Source organism: Rhizobium sp. TRM95796 (assembly GCF_025779995.1).
GTDB lineage: Bacteria > Pseudomonadota > Alphaproteobacteria > Rhizobiales > Rhizobiaceae > Rhizobium_E.
Window position 1 is genome coordinate 338,003 of sequence record NZ_JAOXHE010000001.1, and the last position, 13,014, is coordinate 351,016.

Here is a 13,014-nt window from a genome sequence, read left to right on the forward strand (position 1 = left end):
TGGAGGCTCGGCTCCCGCGCGAGCGTCGACACGTCAGCGAGGGTTATTATCGATCCAAGGGAGAGAAGCCCCCGACCTGCTTGCTTGATTCGCCGCCAATGAACGCGCAACGCATCGAGCTGCGCGCCGGAGATCTCCGTTTCCTACCTTGCAACATGAGGAGAATATCAGAGCTTCCCGTTTAGCGCGACGTCGATCCCCTCCCCGATCGCGTAGAACTGACCGCCCGCCACATAGTGGATGCTTCTGAGCGACGAACTCGCCTCCTCGAAACGCCAATGCCCGTCGCGGAACACGCGTGTATCGGCCCAGCCCGCAATGATTTCGCCGAAGAACAGATCATAGCGGTTCTGGATCTCCGCCTCCGGCAGCAGCCGGCAAGCGAGCCAAGCGGAGCAACCGACCACGAAGGGTTGGTCATGGCCTTCGAAGTCCAGAAATTCGACGCCGGCCTTCACCAGCTTTTCGGGGTCGTCATGAAGGCTCGTATGCCCCAAGGCGTAGGTCAATCTCGCTTGCACGACCGTAGGCACCTGGATGACGAACTTGCCGGACGCCTCCAGCAGTTTGCGGGTCATCGTCGAGCTGTCGAGGACGACGGTCAGCTTCGCCGGGCTGTAGTCGAGCCCGCACACCCATGCCGCCGCCATGACATCGGCGACGCCATCATGCCGGGCCGAGACGAGCACGGTCGGACCGTGATTGACGAGCCGATAGGATTTCTCCAGCTCTACCGGCGCAATATGATCCAGCGTCAATGTCGTCATCCCTCAATAGTGCTCGATTTCATCGTGCTCAAACACTCAGGCCTGAGCGGATGAAGAAGGCTGCGCGATAACGCCGCCGCTCACCGGTTTCACCACCCCCGTCGTGCCGGGAAAGCTCAGCGGCAGCCGCTTGGCGGATCGCACCGCCAGATAGGCCCAGGCCTCCGCCTCCATGCCGTCGCCCGAAAAGCCGAAGCGTTCGGCGGGCTCCACGACCATGGGCGACAGGATCTCGGCGAGATCCTGCATGATGACCCTGTTCAGCCGTCCACCGCCACAGATGACGGCCAGCGCCGGACGCTCGGGCAGATGGCGGAGCGATCGCTCGATCGCCTCCGCCGTCAGCCGCGCCAGGCTGCGCGCGCCGTCATGCAGGCCGACTTTGCCGGGCGCGGGCGGACGAAAATCGTTGCGATCGAGCGATATCCGCTCTGGCGAGGTGAAGAAAGGCTGATCGAGATAGCCGTCGATCAAGGTCTTCACCACGACGCCTTCCGAAGCGATGGCGCCGCCCTGGTCGAACGGCAGTCCCGCCTCCGCCTCCACCCATTGGTCGATCAGCGTGTTTCCGGGACCGGAATCATAGGCGATGATCTCGCCCTCGGCGCCGATGAAGGTGAGGTTGGAAATGCCGCCGATATTGACGAACATCGTCGCGCGGCCCGCATAATGCTCAAGACCCGCCGCCAGAGCGGCGTGATAGGCCGGCGCAAGCGGCGCGCCCTGTCCGCCATGAACCATGTCGTTTGCGCGCATGTCATAGACCACCGGACGCCCGGTTTCCCGCGCGAGCAGCGCTCCGTCGCCGAGTTGCACCGTCAGCGCCTGCCGCGGCCTGTGCAGCACCGTCTGGCCGTGAAAGCCGATGCAATCGATCTCCGCCGGATCCAGCGCAAACCTGGCGAGAAACGCCGTCACCGCAGCGGCATGCCGCAGAGTCAATTCACGCTCGACGTCACGGAGATCGCCGGGGCGCTCCTGGCGCGAGACGATCGCCTTGGCCGTTTCCAGCGCGCCCTGCAGCCGCCTGCGAAAAGCCGGGTCATAGGGAAGACTTATCGAAAGGCCGCGCTCAACCACATTCTCGCCATCGGTGCGGATCATCGCCACGTCGACGCCATCCATCGACGTGCCGCTCATCAGGCCGATCGCCGTCTCAAGCTGCGGCATGATTTGCGGCGTCTTCGGTTTTGGCGACGAGCTTGGCGGAGAGTTTCACGCCGAGCGCGTCCAGAATTTTCATGATCGAGGCGAATTCGGGGTTCCCATCGCCGCTCAAGGCTTTGTAAAGCGCCGAACGGCTCATGCCCGCATCGCGAGCCAACTGGCTCATGTTTCGCGCTCGCGCGACGACGCCCACGCATTGTGCAATCAGAGCGGGATCGCCTTCTTCGAACGCCGCAGCCAGAAATTCCTCGATTGCCTCATCGCTATCAAGATATTTCGATGCATCGAAAGGTTTGGTGATCAGTCCCATGCGCGTTCCTTCCATTCTTTCGCAAGCCGTTTTGCTTCCGTGATGTCGCGCTGCTGGCGCGTCTTGTCTCCGCCGCACAACAACAAGATAACGACAGGCCCTCTTTGCGTGTAGTAGAGCCGATAGCCCGGGCCATAGTCGATCCGCGCCTCGCAAACGCCTTCGCCCACCGATTTCACGTCGCCCAGCGCGCCGGTCTCCATCCTCACGAGGCGCATGGTGATCCGTCCCTTTGCCCTGTCATCTTTCAGACCCTCAAGCCATGCGTCGAAAACATCGGTTCGGAAAACGACGATCATGAGAAACTGTACTGCGTAGAGGACATATTCGCAATCACTCCCCTCCCCATCACGCCTTTTGATGGTTCCAAGGGGTGCAACACCGCAAAAACTTTGCTAAAGGCGCGCTCGTATTCCACCCGAAAGCAGAAGACCATGTCCAAGTTCAAATCCGAATTCCTGCACACTTTGTCCGAGCGCGGCTACATCCATCAGATTTCCGATGAAACCGGCCTCGACGATCTGCTTTCGAAGGAAACCGTCACCGCCTATATCGGCTATGATCCCACCGCCTCCTCGCTGCATGCGGGCTCGCTGATCCAGATCATGATGCTGCACTGGTTCCAGGCCACCGGCCATCGCCCGATCTCGCTGATGGGCGGCGGCACCGGCATGGTCGGCGATCCCTCCTTCAAGGACGAGGCGCGCCAGCTGATGACGCTCGACACGATCGAGAGCAACATCGCCTCGATCAAGAAGTGCTTCGCGCAATACATGACCTATGGCGACGGCCCCAAGGACGCGTTGATGATCAACAACGCCGACTGGCTGCGCGGGCTCAACTACCTCGAATTCCTGCGCGATGTCGGCCGCCATTTCTCGGTCAACCGCATGCTGTCCTTCGACAGCGTTAAGACGCGTCTGGACCGCGAGCAATCGCTGTCCTTCCTGGAATTCAACTACATGATCCTCCAGGCCTACGACTTCGTGGAGCTCAACAAGCGCTACGACGTCCGGCTGCAGATGGGCGGCTCGGACCAGTGGGGCAATATCATCAACGGCATCGACCTCGGCCACCGCATGGGCGCGCCGCAGCTCTACGCGCTGACCTCGCCGCTGCTGACGACTTCATCTGGCGCCAAGATGGGCAAGTCCGCCACGGGCGCCGTCTGGCTCAATGCCGACATGCTCTCAGCCTATGATTTCTGGCAGTACTGGCGCAACACCGAGGACGCCGATGTCGGCCGCTTCCTGAAGCTCTACACGACGCTGGCCATGGACGAGATCGCGCGCCTGTCCGCCCTCGGCGGCTCCGAGATCAACGAAGTCAAGAAAATCCTCGCCACCGAAGTCACCGCCATGCTGCATGGCCGCGATGCTGCCGAACAGGCGGCTGAGACGGCGCGCAAGACGTTTGAAGAAGGCGCGCTCGACGCCAACCTGCCGACGGTGGAAGTCGCGAGAGACGAGATCGAGGCCGGCGTCGGCCTGCTCGCGCTCTTCGTCAAGGCCGGTCTCGCCGCCTCCAACGGCGAAGCCCGCCGGCACGTCCAGGGCGGCGCCGTCAAGATCAACGACAAGGCCGTGACCGACGAGAAGACGGTGATCGGCGCAAGCGAGGTGACGGCCGAGGGCGTGATCAAGCTGTCGTTGGGCAAGAAGAAGCACGTGCTGGTCAAGCCGGTCTGAGACCAATGACCCGCTTCGAGCATCTGCGCCGCGTCCCACAGGGGGCGCGGCCTTTTTATTCGAACTCGAAGATGTTGCGAAACACGCCGGGCGCAATCAACGACAATGGATTCACCGACAACTGCGCCGCGTCGAACGGACCCTCGAGCTTGAAGGTGATGCCGAGCAGACCTCGATCCCGGCCATTGCCGAGGATGTTGCCGATGATCGGCAACTGTCCGAACAGGCTGTTGATGCCATAGACCGGCATGAAGGTCCCGGTGATGTCGATCCGACCCCTGGGGTCGCGAACGACGCCCTGGAAGGTCGCGCCCACCTGGTCGCCACGCACGATGCCGTTCTGCACGCTGATGACCCCGCCATCCATGAGCAGCCGCGCAAAACCCCGACGGAATTTTTGGGAGCTGGTGTCGATCTCGGTCTTCAATGCATCGGTCAGGCTTTCGCCATTGGCGCCCGTGCGCGCCGACACCAAGGATTTCAGACGCTGCTCGTTCACAAGGGCGAAGTTGCGGATGTCCACCGATCCCCGCCAGGATTTCTCGCCGCGCGACGTGAGCTTCACATTGAGCAGGCCGCCATTCATGTTCTTGTAGACATCGGCGAAACGAGCGAGCGCGCCGGCGTCGCCGCTGGCGATTTCGAAGGCGCCGGTCGAACCATTCCTGCGCACCACCACCGCCTGGCCGGAACGGGTGACGCCGCCGAAATCGAGCGTGGAAATCTCGCCTTTTCGGGTCGCCATCGCCAATCGAACCTGGCTGAGGCTTTCCTTGTTGTAGCCCCCCACCGATCCGAGCGTGGCCCTGATCGAAGTGCTGCTCGCATCCTTCTGACCTTTCGAGGCCGCCGCTCCATTGTCATCCTTCAGCTTGGAAAGCAGCGGGCGAAGGTCGAGAGCGTCGCCCGTCACGGCGATCGCATAGCCTTTGCCCTTCCGATCAAGCGAAACGGCGAATTTGTCGTCTGGCGACAGCCTGATTTTCTTGAGGTCGGCGGCCAGGAGCCCCGACTTGTCCAACTTGAGGACGCCGGAGGCGCCGAAGCCCTCGCCGCCGAGGGAAAAGTCGTCCAACGTCGTCACGCCCTGCGCCGACGACATGGAAAATTCCGCCTTGGCGGCCACGCCGGCTCCCTTCCGCCAACCAATACCCGGAACCGAAAGCGAGGCGTTGGTCAGATCGACGGCCACCTTGTCGGCGCTCACAGAGTCGCCGCTGATGTCGAGGCCGAGAGATCCGGAAACAACGTCCGCCAGGCTCGGAGAGATGGAGGCGAGTTCGTCATTGCCGATATCCCCGAACACGCGCCATTTCCGCAACTCGGCCCGGTCTTTGCGAACCGGCTCGGTCGCTTCTATTTTCAGCTTCATACCATCGACGTCGGCGCGCGCCGTCAGCCGGGCGGCATTCTGATCGACGGAGAGGTCACCGGTGAGATCACTGATCTGCTTGTCGCGGAAAGGCTTCTTGAGCGAGACGTCCGACAGTTTGAGATCGGCCTTGAAGACCGGCGCCGGCGGATGCTGGGCCTCTTCCAGCCCGAAGACGCCCTGCACCTCGCCGGCGACGTTTCCGGTCAGATCCGACAAGGCGAAAGGCGCGCGCGACATCGCGTTGATGGGCGGAAAGCTGGCGAATTCCGCAACCGCCGACGCCGCGCCTGCCGCCTTCAAGGTCAGTTGACCCATCAGGGGTTTATCCGAGATATCGCCGATCAGGAAACGTCCGCCGTCGCTGGTCAACGTCTTTCCCGAGGGAAGGGGAATTCCACCCCTGGTGATGGCGACGCTCACCATGCGGTCTATCATCTCGACGCGTCCGCTGGTCTTGGTCGCCGCCGGCATCGTTTTGTTGAAGCGGATGCCCGCGTCTTCCACATCGAGAGAAATCTTGATTTCCCCCGGTTCGAAATGAATCGGGATCGGATGTTCGGGGATGCGGCCGGCCGCGAGATTGACGTCGATCTGGCCGTTTCGCACCATTCCGCCCTGAACATTCTGGATGACCCAGTCTCGCACTTTGGCGGCATACCAGTAAGGCCAGAGGCGCCGCAGCGAATCGACCGTGAGCATATCGGACCGCGCCGCGAAACTGACCGCGGGAGACGGTTCGACGAAACGCGCCGCGAGCGAACCGGCGAAATTGCCCTCTTTCGTCGACACGCCGATCGTGTCGAGCTGCAACAATCGCGGTTCGGGCGCGAAGAAGCCGGCGACGCGAAGACTGAAAGGTTGCGGCGGCAACTCCACGCCTTTCACCGCCGAATAGGCTTCATTGGAGACCACCTCGAATGCGAATCCGGCCGGCTGATTCTTCTGGACCCTGTCGAGATCGATCAGCGTTCCCACCAGCGGCAGCCGCGTTTCGCCGGAGACGATATCGCCGCGGTCGAGGACGAATTTGCGGTCGGCGAAATCGTAGCGCAGCTGCCCTTCCCCCTTGTCGACCGGCTGGGTGATGCTGTCGGCATAGAACAACCCGGGACCGGCTGCGATGCGGATGAGAAGCGTCTTTTCCCGCTCCGCCGTCACCCCGATCGCCAGAGGCATCTCGATCCCGAACCGCTTCTCGCCGGTGATCTTGCTCCGCTTCATAATGAAGGAATTCGACGGCAATCGCTCGACATTGGCGTTGAGCGCGGTGACGGTATTGCCGTCGGCGTCCACCGAAATTGTGATCCGGGGCCGCAGATCTCCGAACTCGGCCGCCGTTTTCAGCACGTAGCGACCCTCGTCGGGATGAGTGAGATCGAAATCGACGAGCGAGACGCTATCGCCATGTTCGGTAGGACGCGGCAGCTTGAGCGACAGCCGCGCCGCCGCGACATCCGTCACATCCGCGCGGCGCAGAGCCTCAACCAATCGATCGATGGCTGGGAACGCCGCGCTCAGCGCGTTCGGGATTGCGTCGATCCGCAGAGACTTGAGGTCCATCGGCGCGCCGGCTGGCAGGAAGCGCAGATCGCCTTCGGCCGATCCGATTTCGGCGCGCGACAACACGATCCGTCCCATCATCAGCGACAGCGGGCTGATCGCCACCTTGAGGCTGTCGGTCTTGAGCGCGACGACGCCGCTCGGCTTGTGGACGATCTTCACATCGCCCGCGGCAAGCCCGAGAAGCCAGGTCTGTGTAAAGCGCAGCCTGACCGAGCCGACCGACGGCTGGAAATCCGGACCGAGCGCGGAGGACAATTCATGCTCCGCCCGCGCCGTCAACGTGTCGTCGAGATAGCCCTCCTCGAGCGCGACCAGCACGGTGCTGAACACGGCGGAGAACACGAGCACGACGACGGAAAGCAGTTTCGCCACGGTGCGCATCGGCCTGCGTCGCCTCGGCGTGGCGAGAAGCGGCGCGTCCGGCCGACGGCAAGACGGCAGATCGTCCAGGGAGCAATAGTCTCCCTTGCCAAAAACCACCTTTTCGCCGCGAATGTGATCCAAGCCGCAAACCTCTCTCGGTCGAACATCGTATATACGTTGTCGCGATTCCGACGAACCGCTCATATCTCAATAGAACGATTTGCACAGCGTGGATGCTGAGAAAGGCACGATAAACGCCATGGCCGAACTCAAAGCCGGTGACAAAGCCCCGCAATTCACCCTGCCGCGCGACGGCGGCGGCAGCGTGTCCCTCGCCGAACAATCTGGCAAGAAAGTGGTGCTGTATTTTTATCCGAAGGACAATACCGAGGGCTGCACGATCGAAGCCATCGATTTCACGCGCCTTCTGCCGGAGTTCGAAGCCGCCGGCGCCGTCGTGATCGGCATGTCCCCCGACAGCGTCAAGAAGCACGACAATTTCTGCAAGAAGCACTCTCTCGGCGTCATCCTCGCCTCCGACGAAAGCACTGAAACGCTCGCCGCCTATGGCGTCTGGGCTGAGAAGAGCATGTATGGCAAGAAATACATGGGCGTGGAGCGCACGACGGTCCTGATCGGCGCGGACGGCGTGATCCTCAAGGTCTGGCCGAAGGTCAAAGTGGCCGGCCACGCCGAGGAAGTCCTTGAAGCGGTGAAGTCGCTTTAATAAGTGGAATCGGAATGTGAGCTCATGCGGACATCCGATTCCAATGACAGACGATTTCACCATCGACAGCCTGCGCGCCGGCGCGATCGCCGGCGTGGCCGAAGCGGATCTCGACCGCAAGATGGCGCTGACGCGCGAGACGCATCGACTGTGGGCCGCGCGGTCGCTTTCGCTGAGGTCGCCGCTCGATCCGCAACTGCCCGTTAGGCCCGGCCGACCGGAAAAGCCAGCGCTCGTCCCCCCGAACAAGATGAAGAAGCGCTCGCTGCACACGGCGCATGGACGCATCGCGCTGCTGCACGCCATCTGCCATATCGAACTCAATGCGGTCGATCTCGCGCTCGACATCGTCGCGCGCTTCGCCGACCAGCTTGTGCCGCGCTCCTTCTTCGACGGTTGGATGATGGTCGCCTTCGAGGAGGCCAAGCATTTCCTGATGGTCCGCGACCGACTCAGACAATTGGGCGCCGACTATGGCGACCTGCCCGCCCATGACGGCCTATGGGAGGCGGCGCATTCGACGCGCAATTCGTTGACCGCACGGCTCGCGGTTGTGCCGCTCATTCTGGAAGCCCGCGGCCTCGACGTGACGCCGTCGATGCGCGACAACCTGCGGGAACTCGGCGACGAAGAGAGCGCCAAGGTCTTCGATGTGATCTACGAAGACGAAAAGGGCCATGTCGCGGTGGGCGCCAAGTGGTTTCGCTTCCTCTGCGCCCGCGAGAAGAAGGACCCAGCCGCAGCCTTCCAGTCCCTGGTGCGCGAAAACTTCAGAGGCGGATTGAAACCGCCATTCAACGATCTCGCCCGCGCAGCCGCTGGTCTCACGCCCAGTTTCTACCGTACGCTGTCCCCGCTCGGAAACGCCTGACATCCCTTCGATTTCTGCATTGCGGACCGCAAACTTAACCTTTGGTTAACCCTAATAAATTCTAATCCGACCAAGGAATCCAGGGGAACGTCGGAACCGTCGCAGCGGCCGGTTTCAGATCACGAGGTTGGCGGGCGTGTCGGACGGAGCAAGCAAGACATTCGGCCGGAGGCGGCAGCAGCATCTGCTCATTCTCGCGAGCGGCGAAAAGGTTCGGCACATGACGGTCCGACCCTGGATGACGGCGCTCGCCGCGGCGGGCGTCGCCTTCCTGTCGCTCGGCTATCTCGGCGCCACCGCCTATCTCGTGCTGCGTGACGACCTGATGGGGGCCGCCATGGCCCGCCAGGCGCGCATGCAGCATGATTACGAAGACCGCATCGCCGCGCTCCGCGCCCAGGTCGACCGCATCACCTCCCGGCAATTGCTCGACCAGCAGGTGGTCGAAAACAAGGTCGAAAAGCTGCTCGAACAGCAGATGGCGCTGAGTTCGCGCCAGGGCAAGATCGGCGACGTGCTGCAACGGGCCGAGGGCGCCGGGCTGGATGCGACGCCGCCGGACGCCGCCCCCGTCAAGGCCTTCGTCCCCGAGGAGGAGCACTCCTCCTTCTCGCCGCTGTCGTCGTTCAAGACGTTGCTGTCGCGGGAGCGGCTGGCGCAGGCGCCAGAGAAGTCTGCGTCCCTCGCCCCGCAACCCGGAAAGAGCGACATCGCCGATCGCGCCGACCGCCTGTTCACCAAGGTGACGCTGTCGCTGAAATCGATCGAGCGCCAGCAACTCGCCCATATCCAATCGCTCGCCGCCGACGCCCGCGAACGCGCCGACAAGATCCAGTCTATCCTCGCCAACACCGGCTTCCGCCTGCCCACCGACACCGCTGCAGTCGAGACGTCTGCCGACACCGCCATCGGCGGCCCCTATATGCCGCCGGAGACCGGCGACATGTTCGAGGATTCGCTCAGCGATCTCGACCTGGCGCTGCAGAAATTCGAGCGCGTGAAATCTTACGCCGAAACGCTGCCCTTCGCCAATCCGGCCCCCGGGCGCGAGATCACCTCGCTGTTCGGCAACCGTATCGACCCGTTTTTCGGCAAGCTCGCCATGCATGCCGGCATCGACTTCCGCCAGAAGACCGGCGGCAAGGTGTTCGCGACCGGCGCAGGGACGGTGATCGCCGCCGGTCCGGCCGGCGGCTACGGCATGATGGTGGAAATCGATCACGGCAACGGCGTCACCACCCGCTATGGCCACCTCTCCCGCATCCTCGTCGACAAGGGGCAGAAGATCGCCGACGGCGACATCATCGCGCTCTCCGGCTCCACCGGCCGCTCCACCGGACCACACCTGCATTATGAAGTGCGCCGCAATGGCCGCGCCGTCGACCCCTTGCGTTTCCTCAACGCCGGGATGAAACTCGACACCTATATTCGCTGAGCGGGCGCCTGGCGCGGCTCTTGCTTCCTAGAGGCGAAACAGGAGCTCGGTCATGGACATATCCACTCTCGTCGCCTTCGCGCTCGCCTTCTTCGTGTTCGCCGCCAGCCCCGGACCCGACAACCTGACCATCGTCGCCCGCACCATATCTCATGGATGGACGTCCGGTCTCGCCTATGGACTGGGCACGGTGACCGGCATCCTGATCTTTCTCGTCGCAGCGGTGTTCGGCCTCTCGGTCATCGCCAGCGAGATGGGCGTCGTCATGACCGTGCTTCGTTATGCCGGAGCGATCTGGCTGATCTGGACCGGCATACGTCTGTGGACCGCCAGACCCGACGCTGCGGATCTCGCCCTACGCAGCCGTGATCGCGGACTTCTGCCGGCTTACACATCGGGCGTGCTGCTCAATCTCGGCAATCCGAAAATGCCGCTTTTCTATGTCGCACTGCTTCCCAATGTCGTCGGCGCCGATATCGGCCCGGTGCTGGCGCTGGAGCTCGCCCTGGTCATTCTCGTCGTGGAGGCGGTGGTGATTGCCGGGCATCTGTTCATCGCGAGCAAGAGCAGCCGCCTGATGACCTCGCCGGTCGTCGCTCGCAGGGTGAACCGCGCCGCCGGCTCCGTGATGATCGGAACCGGGGTCATCGCCGCGGCGGCGCGTTGATAATGTCGCCACGTTAAGGCTAATCGCCCCCAAGACCGTGATTTTCTTGACTTGCTGGTCGTTAACGATTATGCCCCACGCAGCTTATCCAGCAGCGCTGGACAGATTCCAGGGTAAATAAACGCCAACAACGGAAAAGTCATTTCCTTTGACAACCTTTGAAGATCTCGGCCTCAGCCAGAAAGTCCTCTCCGCAGTCACGGATTCGGGCTATACGATCCCCACCCCCATCCAGGCTGGAGCCATCCCGTTCGCGCTTCAACGGCGTGATATCCTCGGCATCGCCCAGACGGGCACCGGCAAGACCGCGTCCTTCGTGTTGCCGATGCTGACGCTGCTCGAAAAGGGTCGCGCTCGCGCCCGCATGCCGCGCACGCTGATTCTCGAGCCGACCCGCGAATTGGCGGCCCAGGTGGCGGAAAACTTCGAAAAATACGGCAAGAACCATAAATTGAACGTCGCCCTGCTGATCGGCGGCGTGTCTTTCGACGATCAGGACCGGAAGCTCGAGCGCGGCGCCGATGTGCTGATCTGCACGCCCGGCCGCCTGCTCGACCATTGCGAACGCGGCAAGCTGTTGATGACCGGCGTCGAGATCCTGGTGATCGACGAGGCAGACCGCATGCTCGACATGGGTTTCATCCCGGATATCGAGCGCATCGCCAAGATGATCCCCTTCACACGCCAGACGCTGTTCTTCTCGGCCACCATGCCGCCGGAGATCCAGAAACTGGCCGACACCTTCCTGCAGAATCCCGAGCGGATCGAGGTCGCCAAGCCCTCCTCCACCGCCAAGACCGTGACTCAGCGCCTCGTCGCCAGCCACAGCCAGGATTGGGAAAAGCGCGCCACGCTGCGCAACATCATCCGCGAAGTCGAGGCCGACATCAAGAACGGCATCATCTTCTGCAATCGCAAGAAGGACGTCGCCGACTTGTTCCGCTCCATGGAGCGTCACGGCTTTTCGGTCGGCGCGCTGCATGGCGACATGGACCAGCGCTCGCGCACGACCACGCTGCACAATTTCAAGGAAAACAACCTGAAATTCCTGGTGGCCTCGGATGTCGCCGCGCGCGGCCTCGACATTCCCGACGTCAGCCACGTCTTTAATTTCGACGTGCCGATCCATGCGGAAGACTATGTCCACCGCATCGGTCGCACCGGCCGCGCCGGACGCTCCGGCGCCGCTTTCATGCTGATCACCAAGCGCGACGCCAAGCATCTCGACGCGATCAAGAAGCTGATCAACGAAGAGATCGAGTGGCATGGCGGCGATCTCTCCGCACTTCCCGAGCGCGAGGAAAGCGAAGACCGCAAGTCGTCCGACCGCCGCGGCGGCCGGGACAAGGGCCGTGGCCGCGATCGTGATCGTGATCGCTCCAAGGCGCCGCGCGACGTCGCGGGTCATAAAACCGACATCGAAAAAGCCGATAAGAGTGCCGTGATCGACATGGCCTCGAAGAAAGTTGAACCACCTATGGCGAAGACCAACCAGGCCCCCAAGCGTGACTATCGCGACGAGCGTCCTTACCCGGCCAACGACGACCATCGTCGCCGCCGCTACCAGGACCGCGACGATGGTCCGACGCCGGTGGGTTTCGGCGACGACATCCCTGCCTTCATGATGGTGTCGGCCGCCATCAAGTAAGATGCGGCCCGGCGAGGATTTCCCCGGAGTCGGCGTCGGCCTCGTCATCATACGGGACGCCAGGCTCCTTCTCTATCGTCGCGTGCGGCCGCCCGAGGCCGGACACTGGAACATCGTCGGCGGCAAGATCGATCATCTCGAGGCCGCCAACGACGCCGTGCGCCGCGAAGCCGAGGAAGAGAGCGGACTATTGATCGGCTCGGTCGAATTTCTCGGTCTTTCCGAACAGATCTTTGCAGACGAAGGACAGCACTGGCTGTCGCTGATCTATCGCGCCGTTGAGTTTTCCGGCGAAGCTCGGGTGACCGAGCCGGAGAAACTGCCGGAATTCGGCTGGTTCCCCGTCGATGCGCTGCCGCAACCGCTGTCACGCTTCGCGGCCGACGCCGTGGCCATGTTGACCAAAGCCCCGCTGCGCTGAGGGGCCCGCGTA

12 protein-coding genes are annotated in these 13,014 nt (G+C 62.6%); 7 read left to right on the forward strand and 5 right to left on the reverse strand.

Going from position 1 to position 13,014, the window contains the following annotated elements; translation table 11 throughout:
- Positions 1 to 167: 167 nt before the first annotated feature.
- Genes OCK01_RS01685 through OCK01_RS01700 form a run of 4 tightly spaced genes read right to left on the reverse strand, consistent with a single transcriptional unit; the run spans position 168 to position 2,543 of the window.
- The gene (locus OCK01_RS01685) at positions 168 to 758 is read right to left on the reverse strand and encodes a flavin reductase family protein (protein WP_263822414.1); all 591 of its coding nucleotides are present in this window, start codon (positions 756 to 758) and stop codon (positions 168 to 170) included.
- Positions 759 to 803: 45 nt separating this feature from the next.
- A complete protein-coding gene (locus tag OCK01_RS01690; protein WP_263822415.1) occupies positions 804 to 1,937 on the reverse strand; it encodes an anhydro-N-acetylmuramic acid kinase in 1,134 nt (377 codons plus the stop codon).
- Positions 1,924 to 2,244: an addiction module antidote protein gene (locus OCK01_RS01695; protein ID WP_263822416.1), complete on the reverse strand. Its 321-nt coding sequence runs from the start codon at positions 2,242 to 2,244 to the stop codon at positions 1,924 to 1,926. The genes OCK01_RS01690 and OCK01_RS01695 overlap by 14 nt, the downstream gene beginning before the upstream one ends.
- Positions 2,235 to 2,543 (reverse strand): type II toxin-antitoxin system RelE/ParE family toxin, encoded by a 309-nt coding sequence (locus OCK01_RS01700; RefSeq protein ID WP_263822417.1) that lies wholly within the window; start codon positions 2,541 to 2,543, stop codon positions 2,235 to 2,237. Before OCK01_RS01700 ends, OCK01_RS01695 begins: the two co-directional genes overlap by 10 nt.
- A gap of 135 nt (positions 2,544 to 2,678) precedes the next feature.
- Here OCK01_RS01700 and tyrS point away from each other — a divergent pair, with 135 nt between their 5' ends.
- Entirely contained in the window at positions 2,679 to 3,932 is a 1,254-nt protein-coding gene (gene tyrS / locus OCK01_RS01705) for a tyrosine--tRNA ligase (RefSeq protein WP_263822418.1), read from the forward strand.
- Between the two features lie 55 nt (positions 3,933 to 3,987).
- On the opposite strand, the gene OCK01_RS01710 is transcribed toward tyrS, so the two are convergent.
- Positions 3,988 to 7,374, reverse strand: a complete 3,387-nt coding sequence (locus tag OCK01_RS01710) for a DUF3971 domain-containing protein (RefSeq protein ID WP_263822419.1) — start codon at positions 7,372 to 7,374, stop codon at positions 3,988 to 3,990.
- 118 nt (positions 7,375 to 7,492) lie between these two features.
- Here OCK01_RS01710 and OCK01_RS01715 point away from each other — a divergent pair, with 118 nt between their 5' ends.
- The 6 genes from OCK01_RS01715 (at position 7,493) to OCK01_RS01740 (ending at position 13,002) form a co-directional block, all read left to right on the forward strand.
- The gene (locus OCK01_RS01715) at positions 7,493 to 7,960 is read left to right on the forward strand and encodes a peroxiredoxin (RefSeq protein WP_263822420.1); all 468 of its coding nucleotides are present in this window, start codon (positions 7,493 to 7,495) and stop codon (positions 7,958 to 7,960) included.
- A gap of 43 nt (positions 7,961 to 8,003) precedes the next feature.
- Positions 8,004 to 8,831: a ferritin-like domain-containing protein gene (locus OCK01_RS01720; RefSeq protein WP_263822421.1), complete on the forward strand. Its 828-nt coding sequence runs from the start codon at positions 8,004 to 8,006 to the stop codon at positions 8,829 to 8,831.
- Between the two features lie 220 nt (positions 8,832 to 9,051).
- Entirely contained in the window at positions 9,052 to 10,266 is a 1,215-nt protein-coding gene (locus tag OCK01_RS01725; RefSeq protein ID WP_318530218.1) for a M23 family metallopeptidase, read from the forward strand.
- A 52-nt stretch (positions 10,267 to 10,318) separates the two neighbouring features.
- Positions 10,319 to 10,933 carry a LysE family translocator gene (locus tag OCK01_RS01730; protein ID WP_263822423.1) on the forward strand — a complete coding sequence of 205 codons (615 nt, stop codon included), beginning with the start codon at positions 10,319 to 10,321 and terminating at the stop codon, positions 10,931 to 10,933.
- Positions 10,934 to 11,081: 148 nt separating this feature from the next.
- A complete protein-coding gene (locus OCK01_RS01735; protein WP_182826000.1) occupies positions 11,082 to 12,581 on the forward strand; it encodes a DEAD/DEAH box helicase in 1,500 nt (499 codons plus the stop codon).
- Position 12,582: 1 nt separating this feature from the next.
- Complete coding sequence (locus OCK01_RS01740; protein ID WP_263822424.1) at positions 12,583 to 13,002, forward strand: NUDIX domain-containing protein; 420 nt, start codon at positions 12,583 to 12,585, stop codon at positions 13,000 to 13,002.
- Positions 13,003 to 13,014 lie beyond the last annotated feature (12 nt).

Coding starts and splice junctions, on each gene's coding strand:
- OCK01_RS01690 (WP_263822415.1), bottom strand. CDS start 1,937: ATGCCGCAGCTTGAGACGGCGATCGGCCTGATGAGCGGCACGTCGATG.
- OCK01_RS01695 (WP_263822416.1), bottom strand. CDS start 2,244: ATGGGACTGATCACCAAACCTTTCGATGCATCGAAATATCTTGATAGC.
- OCK01_RS01700 (WP_263822417.1), bottom strand. CDS start 2,543: ATGATCGTCGTTTTCCGAACCGATGTTTTCGACGCATGGCTTGAGGGT.
- tyrS (WP_263822418.1), top strand. CDS start 2,679: ATGTCCAAGTTCAAATCCGAATTCCTGCACACTTTGTCCGAGCGCGGC.
- OCK01_RS01715 (WP_263822420.1), top strand. CDS start 7,493: ATGGCCGAACTCAAAGCCGGTGACAAAGCCCCGCAATTCACCCTGCCG.
- OCK01_RS01720 (WP_263822421.1), top strand. CDS start 8,004: ATGACAGACGATTTCACCATCGACAGCCTGCGCGCCGGCGCGATCGCC.
- OCK01_RS01725 (WP_318530218.1), top strand. CDS start 9,052: ATGACGGTCCGACCCTGGATGACGGCGCTCGCCGCGGCGGGCGTCGCC.
- OCK01_RS01730 (WP_263822423.1), top strand. CDS start 10,319: ATGGACATATCCACTCTCGTCGCCTTCGCGCTCGCCTTCTTCGTGTTC.
- OCK01_RS01740 (WP_263822424.1), top strand. CDS start 12,583: ATGCGGCCCGGCGAGGATTTCCCCGGAGTCGGCGTCGGCCTCGTCATC.